The organism is Leptospira broomii serovar Hurstbridge str. 5399 (assembly GCF_000243715.2).
GTDB classification, from domain to species: domain Bacteria; phylum Spirochaetota; class Leptospiria; order Leptospirales; family Leptospiraceae; genus Leptospira_B; species Leptospira_B broomii.
This window is the reverse complement of sequence record NZ_AHMO02000004.1, coordinates 20,210-37,126: the sequence shown is the minus strand read 5'-3', so window position 1 is coordinate 37,126 and position 16,917 is coordinate 20,210. Positions and strand designations below refer to the sequence as shown.

The following is a 16,917-nucleotide window of genomic DNA, read 5'->3' as shown; positions in this document are numbered from 1 at the left end:
ATTTTTAATTCTAGTTCGATCAGCTCTATAATAGTGAATCGAATATTAAGTGATTGATCGCAGGATGAAAAAAATAGAAAAAGAAAAAAAGAAACTGGTCTTTCCTTCTAATTCGCATAAATTTTAAATCCTCATGAAAGACTTCCCAATTTGAAGCTCTTTCCGAATTCAGAAATCTTCGACCGAAGTCAAAGAGCGAGCAGAATAATGAAATTTTCGCGAGATCGAATTCTTGTCAAAGAATCGTGAAAGTGAAAACGTTATTGCCAGATATATAATATACTTGCAGGGTCGTCCATTCAGTAACGGCCTTGTGAAACATCTAAAGGAAAAGAGTGAATGCAAATAAAATCCGTCGTCTCAATTAAAAATCTTTCTAAAACTTATGCCTCCGGGTTTCAAGCGTTGAAGAATGTAAGCCTGGAAATTCGCGAGGGGGAAATCATCGCCTTATTGGGGCCAAATGGAGCCGGTAAAACTACGTTAATCTCGATCATCTGCGGCATCGTAAACCCAAGCTCAGGCTCGGTTACCGTCGCAGGGTATGATATCATTCGCAATTATCGGCAAACCCGCTCCCTAATCGGACTTGTCCCGCAAGAACTGACCGTTCATGCATTCGAAACCGTTTGGGCGACGGTTAGCTTTAGTCGCGGTTTATTCGGAAAGCCGCCGAATCCCGCTTATGTGGAAAAAGTATTAAAATCTCTATCGTTATGGGAAAAGAAAGATCAAACGATCATTACTCTTTCCGGAGGTATGAAGCGACGCGTATTGATCGCTAAGGCCCTCGCCCACGAACCTTCCGTATTGTTTTTAGACGAACCCACTGCCGGTGTGGATGTGGAATTAAGGAAAGATATGTGGAACATCGTGCGATCATTGCGCGACAACGGAGTCACGATCATTTTAACGACACATTATATAGAAGAGGCTGAAGAGATTGCTGATCGAGTCGGAATTATAAATAACGGAGAATTGATTCTTGTCGAGGAAAAAAGCGAGTTGATGCACAAGCTGGGGAAAAAACAGATCATCATCGACTTGATATCGTCCCTGAATTCGATCCCAAGCTCTCTCAGCAATCACGAATTAGAAATCGTTAATAATGGCTTGCAACTCGTCTATACTTACGATAGCAACGGGAAACAAAACGGAATCACTTCTTTCTTGGACGATCTCAGAAAGGCCGGTATCGGTTTCCGAGATTTAAATACCACGCAGAGTTCTTTAGAAGAGATCTTCGTTAAATTAGTAAAGGAGTCCAAATGAATTTTCACGCAATCAAAGCGATTTATATTCTCGAAATGTCCCGGACCAGAAGAACTCTGATGCAGAGTATCGCGTCCCCGGTTATTTCCACTTCGCTATATTTCGTCGTATTCGGTTCCGCCATCGGATCCAGAATACAGGAAGTGAGCGGAGTCGCATACGGATCCTTTATCGTTCCGGGTCTTGTAATGCTTACGCTTTTGACGGAAAGTATTTCTAATGCGTCCTTCGGAATCTACTTCCCTAAATTTACCGGAACGATTTATGAAATCTTATCGGCGCCCGTCTCCAGTTTGGAAGCCGTACTCGGTTTCGTAGGCGCTGCCGCTACTAAGTCCGTCATCCTGGGCGTCATAATGTTAGCTACCGCGTCGATGTTTGTTCCCATAAGAATCGCGCACCCGTTTCTAATGGCATTTTTTCTAATCTTAACCTGCATATCATTCAGCTTATTCGGTTTTATCATAGGAATTTGGGCCGATAACTTCGAAAAACTGCAAGTCATTCCGATGCTGATCATTACCCCATTGGTGTTTTTGGGCGGAAGTTTCTATTCTGCGAATATGCTTCCTCCGTTTTGGCAATCTCTAACTCTCTTTAATCCGGTACTCTATTTAGTTAGCGGTTTTCGTTGGAGCTTTTTCGAGATTTCGGATGTAAGCGTCGAAGTAAGTTTGGCCATGATCCTCGTATTCCTAACTAGCTGTTTAGCCGTAGTGACTTGGATTTTCAGAACCGGATATCACATTAAGAAATAAGAAATTTCATCGAACGTCGGGAGCCGATTCGACTAAGCTCCCAGTTTCATGCGAGATCCATCTTCGAATCTCGGCGAAGTACCGTGAATTCGTTTATATGCTTTGGAAAAAGCGAATGCGGAGGAGTAGCCGACGGTTCGAGCTACTTCTTCCAAAGTCGTATTTTGCTCCCGGAGCAATGACTTCCCTTTTTCTATCCGCAATCTTGCGAGATAATCCATAGGAGTGCAACCCAGCGTCTCCCGAAATCGATTTGCCAAGGAAGCTCTGGAAATACCTACAACTCGGGAAAGTTTTTCCAAAGTCCAACCGTAGGACATTTTTTTATGCAAAGCTTCCAGCACGGATAAAATTTTTTCATCCTTAAAAACGGTTCTCCATCCAGGCGAAGAAGACGGGTGAATTTCCAGCCAATGCCGAATAACGTAGTACAAAAGAATATCCGTTAGCCTTTGCAGAATCAAATCCGATCCGATGCCGGAATCAATTTCTTGAGAAATTAAAACCAAGGTCGTTTGCAGCGGATGATGGGAAGAAATTTCACCGGACCTCACCAATATATGGTCGGGAAGCTCGAAGAAAAAGGGATGCTGAGGAAAATCAGGCACTTCATATCTAACGGAAACAAAAGTCGTTAAAGGAACCTTATTCGATTTTGATTCTTTCTCCGCGACTTCCTTGAATCGAAGGAGATTCATTGCTTGTTGGTCGGGAGACGATACGAGATCATGATCAAAACCTTTCGCAATAAACAGAATATCTCCTTTTTCCAAACGTATGGATTTACCTTTAAATCGAACGTAGCAGGAGCCCTGCGAAAGCATATGAAATCCCCCGCTCTTATCACAAGGGAACTGCAACCCCCAAGCTTTATACATGGAAGTTCTGGCGAGCAAATCCGCTTTCCATCCCGCGCCGGTCAATATTTCGGAAAGTAAATCCATTCTCATAGTATCTAACACCATATCCAAAAGTCTACCTAATTATACGATTGGATATGTCTTTTGGATTCACGGACATAGCCAAAAATTAAGAGTCGGAGTATGCTTCCGGAACAAAGGAGCGAAGAATTATGAAAATTTTCGTATACGGCGGCACCGGCCTTGTTTCAGGCTTTATTGTAGACTTACTTTTAGCCTCGGGCCATGAGGTATATGCCGGAACCCGAAACCCTTTGACGGGAGCCAGAAAACCAAATCTGCATTGGGTTTTTGCGGATGCCCTTCAACCGGATAAGGGTCTAGAAGTTTTAGAGAAGGTGGACAGAGCGTTTTTCCTTTCTCCACCGGGTTATACGGATCAATATGCGATTCTGAATCCGTGGTTAGAGAAAGCTAAATTAAGAAAATTAGATAAAGTCGTGCTGATGTCCGCGATGGGAGTGGAACACGCACCCCCCGAAGCTCCTTTCAGAAAACTGGAAATCGCGTTCGAAAATTCCGGGCTACCCTTTACGATCTTAAGGCCGAACTGGTTCATGCAGAATTTCCATACTTTCTGGATTTCAGGAATTCTAAAGGATAAGAAAATCTATTTTCCCGGAGGCGAAGCAAAGACTAGCTTTATAGATGCCAGGGACATTGCTTCCTCGGCAGTATCCGCTCTTTTAAACGATTCGTTTAATGGAAAAGGGATCGCGCTTACCGGACGCGAAGCATTAACGCACAGAGAAGTAGCGGACAAAATTTCGAATGCGACCGGATTAGCTGTCAGTTACGTAGATATAACTGCGGAAGACTTTAAAAAAGGATTATTACAGGCAGGCCTCTCGGAAGATTACGCTAATTTTATGGTGTACATAGCCGGGGCGCTCAAAGAAGGCTATTCATCTCCTGTATTAACAAGCGTCAAAGAGATGACTGGAAAAGACCCGATAAAATTCGACGAGTACGCATTAGATAACAAGGCAGCTTGGTTAAACTAGATCCGGAGGAGAGCGACGAATATCGCCGCTCTCCTTTTACCCGCTTCTTATAGAGGATCTTCAAGAAATCGATCCGGCAAAAGAGAACGCGAAACCATTGCTTATACTGGAAAAATCGCGGTTCAATATGTTTGCTATCCTGCATCAAAAATGTCAAATTCTTGGTATGCCAAATAGATTAATCACAAATATATATATAATGTCCGATGAAAATTCGGGATTCCTACGCCTAACCGTCCCGCGACGAGTTTAATGCCGGGGAGAAAGAAAGCCCTTTTTCGCACAATCCTTCGACTTAAATATGATTTCCTAAGAGGAACATAACGTAATTTAGAGCATCTCTCTTCCATTTCTAGACGGCGATAACTCGTAAAATGGAATCAACTTGACTTTCTATAATTTCCCCATATTCTTACAGATCCATCATGTATGATTCTATCTTGTTTTCTCATCATGCTATCGGCGTTTTTTCCCTTTTTCTGTTAACCTGCGTTCTTTCCGGATTCCTTATCTTCAAGAAAAACAAAACGCGTCCTACATATTACTTAATTATAATGTATATAGCCTACGGAATCATGTTCCTAGGATATTTTATTTCGTATTCCTTATTCGACCCCATTTCCGCGTATCACAGATACTTAACAGTGTTCATGATATTTGGAATCATCGCATTTATAGGATTTTCCTATAATTTTCCCAAAAATATCCATCAAAAAGAATCTAAAATCGTCATTATCCTTAGTTTAATCATCGGATTAGGGGCCTGGCTTCATTTTGTTTTTAAAACTTACGGCAAAGAGAAAGTCTTTTCGTTTACGGCCCACCAATTCAGCTTCGATTTCGGGAAGGAAGCGAGTGCGGTAATTCTTTTATGCTTTATCATCAGCATAGTCATATTAGTCAGAAAAATTCTCTTTTACTCCTCTTATTCCGGTATTCTCCAAAGGTGGAAAAACAATTTTGCAGATTCAAAATCTGCCATTCGAATTCCGATTCAATTCGCGTTAGGAATTCCTATCGGACTTATCAAAATCGTTTTCGCCAAAGGAAAGGAAGCGATCGCGCTACGCGCCTTCCTATTCACGGTCGTATTAAATATTCTTAACGCGTATAATAACTTATTAAACAAATCAGGTGCAATCTCTTACGATACGTTCGCCATCGCTTATTTTATTCTATCGGTAATCGCAATCTTCTTCATTCAGAGCGCATACTTAAACCATTCCCCCGAACCCACTAGCTTCATGGTGAAAATTCTCTCGAGTGCGGTCGTTAGCTTGATTTTAGCGTTAGGAGCCATCAGCTATGTAACCGTCTTTGCAATCGATAAGGCCAATGAAAAAGAAAACATCGTGGAAATGGATGCCGTCAAGAAAGCGATAGAGAACGGGGATAGTGCTTATCCTAATAATGTCAAATATATCCTTTCCCGTAAATCCGGACCGGGGGTTTTTGATCATAATTATAACATAATATTCTCAAATGACCCTTCATTCGGATCGTCGACGTTACAAGAAGGCGAAGCTAGATACAAGAAACAGGAACTTCATGAGTTAATCGAACGAAACAAGAATAAATATAGAAATAAAACGGAAAGTGAAATTCTATCCCTTTCCTCGGACGAGTTAAACCGCATTCAGCTGCCTCTTCATACTAGATTGTACCGAATGGCCGGAAATTTTTATACGCATTACGACTTTGAAATCGGTCGGACGAGATACGAAGTAGGTTTTAGTTATCATGAATTCAGGGAGGTCATTCATAATGTGGCCCGCTGGTTAGTTTTGATACAGCTAGGAACGACGATTTTTATTCTGATATCTTTTCCGATATTACTACACGTTAGCCTAGTCAACCCTCTGAATAAATTATTATCGGGAGTTGAAAAGGTCAATCACGGCGATTTAACCGTCAATGTTCCGATTAAAACCATGGACGAAATAGGTTTCCTGTCCCTTTCTTTCAATTCAATGGTCGACTCGATTCGGACCGCGAGAGAAGAACTGCAAGATCACGCGGACCATCTAGAAGAAAAGGTGGAAGAAAGAACGAAGGAAGTTCAGGAGAAGATGCGGGAAGTCCAACAGTTAAAAATCCAGCAAGACGGCGATTACTTCCTGACCTCCTTACTAGCAAAACCGCTTTTTTATAATGCGAATAAATCCGCAGTTGTGAATACGAATTTCATAATTAGACAAAAGAAGTATTTCGAATTTCGTAATAAACAAGGGGAACTTGGAGGAGATATCTGCCTAACCGGAAATTTGAGACTCGGTACTGCCGATCGATTTAAAAAATACACTATGGCAATGAACGGCGACGCTATGGGGAAATCGATGCAAGGGGCCGGAGGTTCCTTGGTTATGGGAGTGGTTATGAACTCCATTATGGCTCGGTCTGCCGCCAATAAAAGAATCCTGGACAGGACTCCGGAAGAATGGTTAACCGACGTCTATCATGAAATTCATTCGGTATTCAAAAGCTTCGACGGAAGCATGGTTATCTCAGCCACAACGGTGTTAATCGACGACGAAAGCGGCGAAATGTTCTATTGGAATGCGGAGCATCCGTTTTCAGTACTGTATAGGGACGGAAAAGCATCCTTTATCGAAACGGATCTAGAACTTAGAAAGCTAGGGTTGGATTCGGAATACGAATTTAAAGTCAGAAAGTTTCAATTGCATACAGGCGATGTCGTCATACTTGCTTCCGACGGAAGGGACGATCTTTTATTAGGCACTAATAATGGTAAAAGAATCATAAACGAGGACGAAACGATTTTTCTGGGCATAGTAGAAAAAGCTAAAGGGGAAATCGAAGAGATCGAGCATAATATTCGGCAAGTCGGAGAGATCATAGACGATTTATCCATACTCCGAATCGGTTATCAAGAGGTAGGAGCACGGGCTCTTACGAACGGAAACTCTGAGAGAGATGATTCCGAAGAAAAAACAACCGTACAAGATCTGTATAAAGAAGGAAGGGAATTATATAAAAACGGAGAAGTGCAGAAAGCAATATCCATCCTGTTAGATGCCTATACTACCGATTCCTCGAATCAAAGGCTAAATAAACTATTAGGTTTGATGAGTTTCAAAGAAAAAGATTATCCTTTAGCGATAAAAGTTCTGAGCCAATACTTATCCTACGACCCGGATACGGCGGAACTTTGGCATTACCTTTCTATCGCAGAAAAACGATTAGGAAATCTTGCAAACGCTTTGGAAGCTGCAACGATGGTGAACAAACTACAACCCTTGAATGTTCAGAATTTGATACATCTTTCGGATCTAAATCGCCTATTAGGAAATAAGGACGAAGCCATCGAATTCACGAAGACCGCGGAAGAAATCGATCCTGAAAACAAGAACGTAAGGAAATTGAAAAAACTTCTGGAGATCGAATGAAGGGAAATTAATCTTTTTTCTCGTAAAACTGGGCGAAAGCAAAATCTCGAGCATTCTACAAGGACCGCCACAGCGATCATTCATTCTGTCTCTTATCAAAAATGAAACATTTCGCATAAGAAATTTCGATATGCGAAATTAACTGCGGTATTTTTTATTTGACTACATGCCAATAGAAGCCTAGCATGATATGAGCCTGCTGTTTTCTTTTCTAGATTACAATTTTGTGAAAAAACAGGATTCTTTCGTATTCGCCTTTATCGGAAGTATCGAGAAGAATAAAAGCGCTTTCTGCCGGTTTATGCCAGTTCCATATGACTCGTTTTATATATTCAATTTTCGTAATAGCGATATTTTTCTTAAATTCGCCGGATGATATCGAGGAACGGATCCTACAATCCGATCTCGCCTGGGTAAAAAGCGGTTCCGAAAGTATTTCCGTACCCTGGCGGAAGTATAAACTTAATTACTTCGTTAATGTCCTGGCCGTCTTCGATCAGAACGAAGGAAGCCAACAAGTCGAGAAAGACAAAGCAAATCATCCCGACAGTCGAGTTTTTGCCCGAACTTTGACTTTTTCATTTTTAGTATTCCGCAACACTCCTTTTAAATCGTTCGCATCCGTTCCGAATCTTTTTTCTCGACCGCCCCCTGAGTCGATCCTTATCTAAGCAATCTCGTTCATTCACTGCGAGTCCGTATGTCGATCCCTCCGGCATCCTGACACGTAGTCGAAAAAATGCCATCGTTCTCACGAGCGGTTTTATTCCGAATGTTGAGTAATGTCTGCTTCAGAAGTATTCAGGAAATTATGGTCCGTATGAAATTCGTAAAAAAAATATTCTTCCTTCTATTGATTCAATCTATCGCGATATTCCCGGTCGTCGGACAGGAGGAAGTCAAAACCGAAGAGACAGCCGAGAAACCTCCCGAAAAGAAAGCCCAAGTAAACGAATCGACCCGGGAAAAATCGAATGCAATCAAGTCCGAAGCCGGAAAACTTCTCGATTCGTTGGATATCCACGGATTTGTGGACGTATATTACCAAGATAATAATAATCAATCGTCCGGAACTCAGACGGACACTTCTCGCGGTTTTGAAACGTACAACCTTCAATTTACGATCAATCTTATCAAATTAGAAATTCAAAAACTTGCGGACAAGAAAGATCCTTGGGGCTTTCGCCTGGATTTGATGAACGGAACGAATACGATCTATCAGGAAGTTCCTCGCAGTCAGACGAATTCTATTAATAATATGAACGCATTTCAACAGGCGTACGTATCTTTTTATCTGGACTATCATAAAGGATTTACTGTCGATGTCGGAAAGATGGCGACGCACATGGGATATGAAAAGATAGAATCTAAGAATAATCCGAACTATACGATAGGAGCGATATTCTTCAATACCACTTCTTTCCTGCATACTGGTGCGCGCATAAAGGGTAAAATCACGGACGATTGGGACGTTGCATTCTATCTTTATAATAGTGGATTGGGTTCCGGATATCAAAACGCATCCTTTCTTACCTCTACAAATCCTGCTTCGAACCCGACTAATACGAACATAGTGATCGACGGATTTAGACAACAAAAAGCCTACGGAACGCAAATTAAAGGTAATTTGATTCAAGACAGACTGGTATTCACTTACAATACTCTTTTTAGCAGCGATAATCCCTTTGCACGACAAAATCCTTCCCAAGTCTACTTAGGACAAACGATTAACTCTCAGTCGGGCGTTCAAAATTCGGCGCCCGTTCAATCGCGAGGGAAATTCTTTCAGGATATGTGGAATACCAACGAAGTCATACTTTCCCTCGGATTAACGGAAAACTGGACGGTAGATTTGGATTGGGTGCACGGCGAAAAAGGAGGAAGCGTATCGACGAACAATTCGCTCCTACAGCAGGAATATAATCCGAACGGAGTCATCAACGCATCCACATTATTAACGGGACAAACTACGCCTGTTCATATCAAGTCGATTTACAATGCCTACGGGATATGGTCGAAGTATAAGATCAATGAGAAGCTGGATATAAACGGAAGATTCGAATACATCGACGATAAAAGTAATAACGGGGCCCTAATTTCCGGTCCCGGTGTCGCCAATAATCCGGCCGAGAAGCAGTATGAAAAAGATTTTTATGCGAACGTAGCCGATATCATCCTTCAATCCTTGAACTTAAATCCGAACTCGCCGGCTTACGGACCAAACAGCCCTTTAACGCTACACACAGTCGTTGTTGAACGAATCGATAAGAACCAAAGAGATTATTCAGGATTTCGAAATTACGGACAGTACCATACCTTGACCGTCACTCCGGTCCTGAACTGGACACAAAACCTCCAGTTTAAACTAGACATTCGAAGAGACTGGGCGGATGGAATGCAATTCGTGGACAGCGGCGGGCATCGACTAAACTATCAAAATGGACTTACTCTTGGAATTGTTGCAAAGTTCTAATTATCATTCGGTATTTTTCGTCGTATATAAGGATATAAACCTTTGAACATAAAATATTTCCGATATATCCTTAATATATTTCTGTTTGTTAATGTAATTATTCTTCCTTCGGGCTTTTTATCCGCACAACAGGATCTTTTCAATGTTCCCGCCATGAAAATCACCGGAAAGGGAAAAAACTTCATACAAGAACAGATCATTTTTTATCCGGTTCAGACCCAATTCGATACTACTTATGTACACGGTTTGGGAAATAATCAGGAGATCGGATTTAGCGCCTTCAATTATTTTTTAACTTCACCCTATACCAATAGTCCTGCGCCGAACATCTCCTCTTCGTTAGGGCCTTATCCGACCGCAGCGCCGAATTTTCAATTCGTTTATCAAAAGAAATTCGAACCGACCGAAAATTTTCACGTAAGTTTCGGAACAAAGACCGGAATCGCCTCCGGCGCGACTCCCGCAAGTACCAGCTTCGCAACCTATAATTTCGCGGTGACCTCGACTCGCATAGAAAGTCTTCGGACAACCCTCTATATAGGAGCTTATTCTGGAAATCCCGCTTTCTTCGGATATTACAAGCATCGGCTTCTACCCGGCTCCGAGTCGAGTATCAGTCTTGTAGGAATGATGTACGGAATAGAAATCGATGTCGTCCCGGAAAAATTTAGGCTGGTCTGTGATATGATCGCGGGGGTAAACTCGGTCGGAGTATCGGTTTGCGGCTTTTCTTACGATTTTAATAAATCATATTTCATTTCCGTTGGATACCAGATTCCGAATCCGAAAGATGGCACATTCAATCCACATGCTTTATTAATCGAATTGAATGCGTATTTTTAATCCGATACGGAATCCTCCTAATTCATTCTCCTTCGTTTATCAAAATGCATTTAATTTTCTTAAATCATAAACGTCAGTCCCGTTTTTAACGGAAGTAAACCGGTCAGCACCGCAAAACAAAATAGAAGGGTCTCACCGGATTTTTTCGCGGCGACAAGGGCCCTCAATAAAAGTTCTTTCGGAGGAACACCCGTTAGGCGACCGGAACTAGTTTTATAAATTCTACATCCCGTTCCTCCGCAAGAGTTCTGTCCGCCTATATCCTTGTCATTAACGAGAATCGTAGGTGAGGAAAATTGTCGATACTCGTCGGCTAAGTCGATCGAGTCTTTATTGATCTCCGAAATATTTTCAGGTAGTTGCAGCTCTTTTAATACCTCTATAATTATCTCTTTAGTTGCTGCAGCATTCGGACAATTTGTGTCGTAAATTAATTCTATCTTCAAAATTATTCTCCAAAAGATTTAAAATCGGGCAAGGATCGGTTACATTCGCCGTTTCACAAACTTCGTGCAACTCCAGTAAGGTTTTTTCTAATTTCTGAAGTTCCGAAAGTTTACGACGAATTTCATCCAGCTTGCCACTGATTTTCGATTTTATGCGGGAGCATTGATTCGAATTTTGGATCTTCAAATCTAATAGCTCTTTAATCTCGTCAAGATTGAAACCCAATCTCTGGCTTCTCCTGATGAAACGAATTCGAAGAACCGCATCGGAATTATATAATCTATACCCGGCGGAACTTCTAATAGGCTTGCTCAGAAGATTCAAAGACTCGTAGTAACGTACTGTTTGAACGGAAACTTCGCTTTGATTCGCCACTTGGCCGATTTTCATAAACTTTTGCATATAGTTTAATCCCTATAGCGAACTATAGAGTCAATACTGGAATTTTAAAAAGCTATTTTTATCGCTAATAAACCCTTTGAATATCGTAACGATAGGCATGTACGTTAAGGAACTTACTAGATCCAGTTGCGCTGGGCGCCGGGAATATTCTTAATTATCTGCGGGAGGACCTACGATTTTTAGATGATTTTGGATTTTCCTTGCCAATTATGGGGTTTATGAACAGCAACGCTGACCCCTCTTCCGAAGCATGGCAGGAGGACTTTACCGATTCCGAAAAGGCCTCCGTTTATAAGGCGATTTATAGTAGAAGGGATATCAGGGCTTATACGAGTAATCCTATCGATGAAGACATTATTCATAAACTGCTAGATGCCGCACATCATGCCCCTTCGGTCGGATTTATGCAACCTTGGAACTTCGTAATCATTCAGGATATGTCGATAAGAAGAAAAATTTACGATCATTTCATAGAGGTAAACGAACGCGCAGCGAATCTGTATCGGGATGATCGTAAAGTAAAATACTCATCGTTAAAACTCCAAGGAATCCTAGACTCTCCGGTCAATATACTCTTCACTTGTGATCGAAATCGTGACGGTGAAAATGTCCTCGGGCGATCCACTAATAAGGATACGGATATTTACAGTACATGTTTGGCGGTTCAAAATTTTTGGTTGGCCGCGAGGGCGGAGGGATTAGGCGCAGGATGGATGAGTATTCTCGAATCCGAATTCATTCGCGAATTATTGGAAATTCCCGAGCACATTTTGCCGATCGCATATATGACTTTAGGAACGCCGGTATGGGTACCTAAAGAGCCGATGCTGGAATCCGTCGGATGGAAACATCGGGAAAATCTCTCCGACCTTGTTTTTAAAGACAAATGGGGAATCAAGCCTAGCTCAAATTCAATGACGCGAGACATTTCGAAGGAAACTCATACTATCTCCCCGCAAGAGCGATTAGATTCGCTCACCAAACCCAAACACTCGCTGGGTTTTATCGAAGAGTGTATAATAAAACTAGCAACTATTCAGCGAAAACAATTCCCAGCGTCCGAGAAAAAAGCGATTTTCCTGTTCGCGGGCGACCATGGAATCGCTTCGGAAGGAATAAGCGCATATAATAGCGATGTAACCGCGCAAATGATGTACATGTACATAGCTGGAGGAGCTGCAATCAATTCGATAACCCGAAAAAATCAAATCGATTTAGTTTTATTTGATATGGGAATTAACCACGATTTTAATAATGCGCCGGGAATGAAACATTTAAAAATCAGAAAAGGAACTAGGAATTTTTTGGAAGAGCCGGCGATGACGCAGGAAGAAGTGGTGCTTGCCTTTGAAAGCGGCAAAGATGCCGTTAAAAAAATAGGGACAAAATACGATATGATAGGTCTGGGAGAGATGGGCATCGGGAACACTACCGCATCTACTGCAATCGCTTCCATTATTTTGAATAAGGATCCTTTGACTCTTACCGGTGCGGGTACAGGTATCGGGAATTCTACCATATTAAAGAAAATTGAAATCATTAGAAAAGGTATTTTAGGGCATAAAAGCCGGACTTCAAACGAATGGGAGGCCCTTGTTTGCTTCGGCGGTTACGAAATAGCGGCCATGGTCGGTGCTATCGAAGAGGCATATTCTCTGGGTATTCCCGTCGTTTTGGACGGGATGATCACTAGCGTCGCTGCCTTAATCGCATATAGAAGAAATCCCGAAATCGTTTCAATACTAATAGCCGGCCACCTTTCAAAGGAACCTACTCACAAATTCATATTAAACGAACTAGGCTTAAGACCGGTGTTAGATTTGAACTTAAGCCTCGGAGAAGGATCAGGATCGGCGCTTGCGATGGGAATTTTAGATACTGGATGCGCGCTTTTTCGAGAAATGAAAACTTTTGAAGAAGCTAATATTCGATTTGCAGAAAACGAAGACGCCCGACTTTAAGAAATCGATCGAAATTTAATGTTAAAATCAAACGGATCATATTGTCGATCTACAGTTGATCTATACGAAACCATAATTGAAGTAAGAGGAATAAGATGACTAAAACAAGGATGGAGGCTTTTAGCGACGCCGTTTATGCGATCGCATTGACTATTCTAGTTCTCGAGCTTAAAATTCCGACAGTCGAACCCGATCGACTATTTCAGGCGACCCTAAGCCAATTACCCAAACTTTTAGCGTTTATACTAAGTTTTCTAATCGTTGGAAAATACTGGGTCGCTCATCATTCAATGCTTAATTTGATTAAGCAGGTCAACCATGTCTCGTTGTGGTTGAATTTATTATTATTATTGTTTGTTTGTTTTATCCCTTACCCTGCGGGAGTATTAGGCGAATATCCGTATAGTCAATTTGCGATCGTCCTATATTCTGTCAGCCTTTCATTCGTAAATATCGCCGGAGCTATTTTTTGGACATATACGACGCGCAAGCGCGAAAATACGATCGGAGTAAGTAGAGAATATAGAAAATACGTAATTTACATTCATTTGTTTCCGCTAATCCCCTACACGTTGGCCATTCTTTTTACTTTTTATTCTATGACGGTTTCATATATCCTTATAGTGTTCGTTCCAATATTATTTATTGTACCCAATAGATTCATAGTAAGGTCCCCCCCGCCATTACCCTAGATCCGTTGCTCATCGTCGAGGGATATCTTTCTGAACCCCTTATAAGCGAGATTCATTATAGAAACAGAAGAGACTCGACCGTTGGCTTTAACGAATTTTAGCCTTCAATGATTTTTGGATTTTGGAGTATGGATAAATTCCACGAATTCTTTAATAAACCGATCCAGTCCCAGAAGTTTCCCGCAATTAGAATTTAGGATAGAACTTCCGAGCTGTCAAGCCGCGAGCTTTGAAATTTCGAATTCTTTTAACTTCTCGATGTCGATACACTTTCGGTTCTGCATCAGGAAGGGTCGCTTAAATTTATCTTAGTATAGCGTTTTATTCGGCTTCTTATGCAAGATAATCAGGAAATATTTTATGGAAACGCCGACGACCAAGTTCTAAAAATATTAAAACTTGGTCGCGACATTTCGATTTACGTTTCTGAATCCTTTCGGATAAACGAAGTTTATCTTACGGAAGCTGATTCTTTGACGCCCATTTTTGAAAACGATTTATAAAGAACCTTATTCCCGCCTGGAGGTTTTCCGATGTCCACTCCCGCTTTCAATAGGTCTGATTTTAAATCCTTGCGAAAACCGTGATAATCCACTTCGACCGCATGACGTTGACCGCCTCCGAAACTAAAATGCGGATGATCGATTTCATATTGAATGGCAGCTTTCAAATCCTTCGGTCTTTGGTATTTTCCCAAAATTTCCAAACAGGCTAATTTAGCTTGATAATCGGCCATCGGCCAGATGCAACCTACCGGTTGGAATAAGCCGATAAAATAAAGATTCGGATAGTCCGCGTGCATCATCTTTCGGTAAAGGGGAATTTTTTCAGCGTATTGAAAATCGATAAAAGATTTATCGAAGAACGGAAACGTCGTCCAGAATCCCGTGCAAGCGCAGATAATGTCATAGTGTTCCTTCATTCCGTTAACGAATTCCACTTCCTTACCGCGCAACGCTTTGATGGCCGGCCTCGGTACTATTCGCCCGTGACGAATGAAGTCCAATAAATCGGAATTTAAAGTAGGGTGATGGCTGAGAGCCAACGTAGTATTCTCGGGTAATCCGTAATTTTTATAGGATCCTTGGAGAACATGAAGAAGCTTTGTCAAAGTGAACTGCTTTATTTTCGCCGGGATCCAACTAGGAGTTAGGGCGGCAAATACGTCCGAGGGCATTCCGAATAAGAATTTAGGAAAAAACCATTGTGGGCTTCTCATGGAAAGCTTTACGCTTTTCGCAACTCTGGCGGATTCGACGGCAACATCGCATGCGGAGTTCCCACCTCCGATGATCAGTACATCTTTCCCTCTCCATTCTTCCGTAACACCTTTAAAATCGTGAGAGTGCAGAAACTTTCCAGTAAATTTTCCTTCATATTCGGGATACTTAGGATTCCAGTGATGTCCGTTCGCTACCATGAGGACGTCGAAGTTTTCCGTTTTTTTCTTACCGGCAGCATTCAAGAATTCGACCTTCCAGTCGCCCGTTTCAGTGCGTGTAATCTTTTGAATTGTATGCTTAAACCGAATCTTCTCGTACACTCCGAAATGCTTTGCATAAGACTCGAAATAAGCTTGTAGCTGCTTATGATTGGGATAATCCGGATAATCGTCAGGCATCGGAAAGTCTTCGTACTCCGACCAAACCTTGGAACTGATAATATGTGTATTTTCATAAACGCTAGAGTGACCCGTCTTAGCGTTAAAAACCCAATTCCCGCCCACTTTGTCATTTTTCTCGAAAACAACCACATCCAATCCGTACTGAACGCAATTTTTTCCCGCTGCAATTCCGCTAGGGCCAGCTCCGACGACGCAAACACGTTTATTCGGCTGCATGAAATTTTTCCCTTCCCTTTTTACGAATACATTTATTAATTTAGTCAAAAATCCAACAAATGTCACGTTTTCAAATATCCTACTTTTGTCGGATTCGGGAGCAAGAAATTTTTCTCTCTCGAAAATATTCTAATTTAAAGAAATATAACAAATGTTAGATAATTCTGCTAAAGCGCCCAAAATTTTATTAGAAAACAAATCGCTATCCCGTTCTAGAACGCCATTACAGGAACGTTCTCAGTTGAGAGTTGCCTTAGTTCTCGCAGCCGCAGAAAGGATTCTTGAAAAAGTGGGTCCTGAGGAAGCTTCGATACCGGAAATCGCCAAACAATCGGGTGTTCCTCGGGCAAGCATTTACCAATTTTTTCCCGATAAGTACGCCCTGTTTACTCGACTGGCAGAAATACACTTGGCAAAGGTCGGCGAAATATTGGCCCGCAAGGGCTCCAAGAACGAGAATATTTCCTGGAGGAAATTAGTCGGAGTGCTGGTAAACGCAGCGTCCGACTATTACGATTCCACTCCGGTAGCGGGTATGCTTATACTTGGCGGCCCTTTTAGCAGGAACGCCTACCTTGCGCAAGAGGTTACGATCGATACGATCGGTGCCGGAGTTCGGATACAACTTTCAAAACTTAAAAAACCTTTGCATCTCCCTAAAAAACCCGATGTAGCCACTCTAGGCGTAGAGATCGCCTTTGCATGCATGAAACGAGGTTACTATAAGGAAAATAGAATTTCCAAAGGGATTCGCGAGCAGGCAAATAATGCCGTTACCGCTTATTTTTCAAACTGGGCAATGTAAGAATGACATGCGAACATAGGAGAGAAACTTAACGTTTTCCTAAAACTCCGCAAAACCATCGAAAATATTTATGAATGCATAAACGATCATACG

Annotated in this window: 13 protein-coding genes; 9 read left to right on the top strand and 4 right to left on the bottom strand. The window is 41.7% G+C overall.

Going from position 1 to position 16,917, the window contains the following annotated elements; genetic code table 11:
* The first annotated feature begins 339 nt into the window (after positions 1–339).
* Both LEP1GSC050_RS00295 and LEP1GSC050_RS00290 read left to right on the top strand, forming a co-directional pair.
* Complete coding sequence (locus LEP1GSC050_RS00295; protein WP_010569071.1) at positions 340–1,272, top strand: ABC transporter ATP-binding protein; 933 nt, start codon at positions 340–342, stop codon at positions 1,270–1,272.
* Positions 1,269–2,030 carry an ABC transporter permease gene (locus LEP1GSC050_RS00290; RefSeq protein ID WP_010569070.1) on the top strand — a complete coding sequence of 254 codons (762 nt, stop codon included), beginning with the start codon at positions 1,269–1,271 and terminating at the stop codon, positions 2,028–2,030. The genes LEP1GSC050_RS00295 and LEP1GSC050_RS00290 overlap by 4 nt, the downstream gene beginning before the upstream one ends.
* Before the next feature lie 32 nt (positions 2,031–2,062).
* Here the strand turns inward: LEP1GSC050_RS00290 and LEP1GSC050_RS00285 are convergent, their stop codons facing one another.
* Entirely contained in the window at positions 2,063–2,974 is a 912-nt protein-coding gene (locus tag LEP1GSC050_RS00285; RefSeq protein WP_040910877.1) for an AraC family transcriptional regulator, read from the bottom strand.
* 128 nt (positions 2,975–3,102) lie between these two features.
* Between LEP1GSC050_RS00285 and LEP1GSC050_RS00280 the strand changes: the two genes are divergently transcribed.
* The 4 genes from LEP1GSC050_RS00280 to LEP1GSC050_RS00260 all read left to right on the top strand — a co-directional run bounded on the left by LEP1GSC050_RS00280 (position 3,103) and on the right by LEP1GSC050_RS00260 (position 10,677).
* The gene (locus LEP1GSC050_RS00280) at positions 3,103–3,954 is read left to right on the top strand and encodes an NmrA family NAD(P)-binding protein (protein WP_010569068.1); all 852 of its coding nucleotides are present in this window, start codon (positions 3,103–3,105) and stop codon (positions 3,952–3,954) included.
* A 425-nt stretch (positions 3,955–4,379) separates the two neighbouring features.
* Positions 4,380–7,361 (top strand): SpoIIE family protein phosphatase, encoded by a 2,982-nt coding sequence (locus tag LEP1GSC050_RS00275; RefSeq protein WP_010569067.1) that lies wholly within the window; start codon positions 4,380–4,382, stop codon positions 7,359–7,361.
* A gap of 820 nt (positions 7,362–8,181) precedes the next feature.
* On the top strand, positions 8,182–9,834 hold the full coding sequence (locus tag LEP1GSC050_RS00265; RefSeq protein WP_010569065.1) for an outer membrane beta-barrel protein: 1,653 nt from the start codon (positions 8,182–8,184) through the stop codon (positions 9,832–9,834).
* Positions 9,835–9,876: 42 nt separating this feature from the next.
* Complete coding sequence (locus tag LEP1GSC050_RS00260) at positions 9,877–10,677, top strand: hypothetical protein (RefSeq protein WP_010569064.1); 801 nt, start codon at positions 9,877–9,879, stop codon at positions 10,675–10,677.
* A 59-nt stretch (positions 10,678–10,736) separates the two neighbouring features.
* Here LEP1GSC050_RS00260 and LEP1GSC050_RS00255 read toward each other — a convergent pair whose 3' ends face one another.
* Both LEP1GSC050_RS00255 and LEP1GSC050_RS00250 read right to left on the bottom strand, forming a co-directional pair.
* Positions 10,737–11,123: an alkylmercury lyase gene (locus LEP1GSC050_RS00255; RefSeq protein ID WP_010569063.1), complete on the bottom strand. Its 387-nt coding sequence runs from the start codon at positions 11,121–11,123 to the stop codon at positions 10,737–10,739.
* Positions 11,071–11,526: a heavy metal-responsive transcriptional regulator gene (locus LEP1GSC050_RS00250; RefSeq protein WP_010569062.1), complete on the bottom strand. Its 456-nt coding sequence runs from the start codon at positions 11,524–11,526 to the stop codon at positions 11,071–11,073. The genes LEP1GSC050_RS00255 and LEP1GSC050_RS00250 overlap by 53 nt, the downstream gene beginning before the upstream one ends.
* Positions 11,527–11,744: 218 nt before the next feature.
* Between LEP1GSC050_RS00250 and cobT the strand changes: the two genes are divergently transcribed.
* A complete protein-coding gene (gene cobT, locus LEP1GSC050_RS00245) occupies positions 11,745–13,487 on the top strand; it encodes a nicotinate-nucleotide--dimethylbenzimidazole phosphoribosyltransferase (RefSeq protein WP_010569061.1) in 1,743 nt (580 codons plus the stop codon).
* A gap of 95 nt (positions 13,488–13,582) precedes the next feature.
* On the top strand, positions 13,583–14,179 hold the full coding sequence (locus LEP1GSC050_RS00240; RefSeq protein WP_020986906.1) for a TMEM175 family protein: 597 nt from the start codon (positions 13,583–13,585) through the stop codon (positions 14,177–14,179).
* 451 nt (positions 14,180–14,630) lie between these two features.
* Here the strand turns inward: LEP1GSC050_RS00240 and LEP1GSC050_RS00235 are convergent, their stop codons facing one another.
* On the bottom strand, positions 14,631–16,019 hold the full coding sequence (locus LEP1GSC050_RS00235) for a flavin-containing monooxygenase (protein WP_010569059.1): 1,389 nt from the start codon (positions 16,017–16,019) through the stop codon (positions 14,631–14,633).
* Between the two features lie 151 nt (positions 16,020–16,170).
* Here LEP1GSC050_RS00235 and LEP1GSC050_RS00230 point away from each other — a divergent pair, with 151 nt between their 5' ends.
* Positions 16,171–16,824 (top strand): TetR/AcrR family transcriptional regulator, encoded by a 654-nt coding sequence (locus LEP1GSC050_RS00230; protein ID WP_010569058.1) that lies wholly within the window; start codon positions 16,171–16,173, stop codon positions 16,822–16,824.
* The last annotated feature ends 93 nt before the right edge of the window (positions 16,825–16,917 follow it).

Bases quoted from the DNA above. Each gene is read 5' to 3' on its own strand.
- LEP1GSC050_RS00295 (WP_010569071.1), top strand. From the start codon at position 340: ATGCAAATAAAATCCGTCGTCTCAATTAAAAATCTTTCTAAAACTTAT.
- LEP1GSC050_RS00290 (WP_010569070.1), top strand. From the start codon at position 1,269: ATGAATTTTCACGCAATCAAAGCGATTTATATTCTCGAAATGTCCCGG.
- LEP1GSC050_RS00285 (WP_040910877.1), bottom strand. From the start codon at position 2,974: ATGGATTTACTTTCCGAAATATTGACCGGCGCGGGATGGAAAGCGGAT.
- LEP1GSC050_RS00280 (WP_010569068.1), top strand. From the start codon at position 3,103: ATGAAAATTTTCGTATACGGCGGCACCGGCCTTGTTTCAGGCTTTATT.
- LEP1GSC050_RS00275 (WP_010569067.1), top strand. From the start codon at position 4,380: ATGTATGATTCTATCTTGTTTTCTCATCATGCTATCGGCGTTTTTTCC.
- LEP1GSC050_RS00265 (WP_010569065.1), top strand. From the start codon at position 8,182: ATGAAATTCGTAAAAAAAATATTCTTCCTTCTATTGATTCAATCTATC.
- LEP1GSC050_RS00250 (WP_010569062.1), bottom strand. From the start codon at position 11,526: ATGCAAAAGTTTATGAAAATCGGCCAAGTGGCGAATCAAAGCGAAGTT.
- cobT (WP_010569061.1), top strand. From the start codon at position 11,745: ATGAACAGCAACGCTGACCCCTCTTCCGAAGCATGGCAGGAGGACTTT.
- LEP1GSC050_RS00240 (WP_020986906.1), top strand. From the start codon at position 13,583: ATGACTAAAACAAGGATGGAGGCTTTTAGCGACGCCGTTTATGCGATC.
- LEP1GSC050_RS00235 (WP_010569059.1), bottom strand. From the start codon at position 16,019: ATGCAGCCGAATAAACGTGTTTGCGTCGTCGGAGCTGGCCCTAGCGGA.
- LEP1GSC050_RS00230 (WP_010569058.1), top strand. From the start codon at position 16,171: ATGTTAGATAATTCTGCTAAAGCGCCCAAAATTTTATTAGAAAACAAA.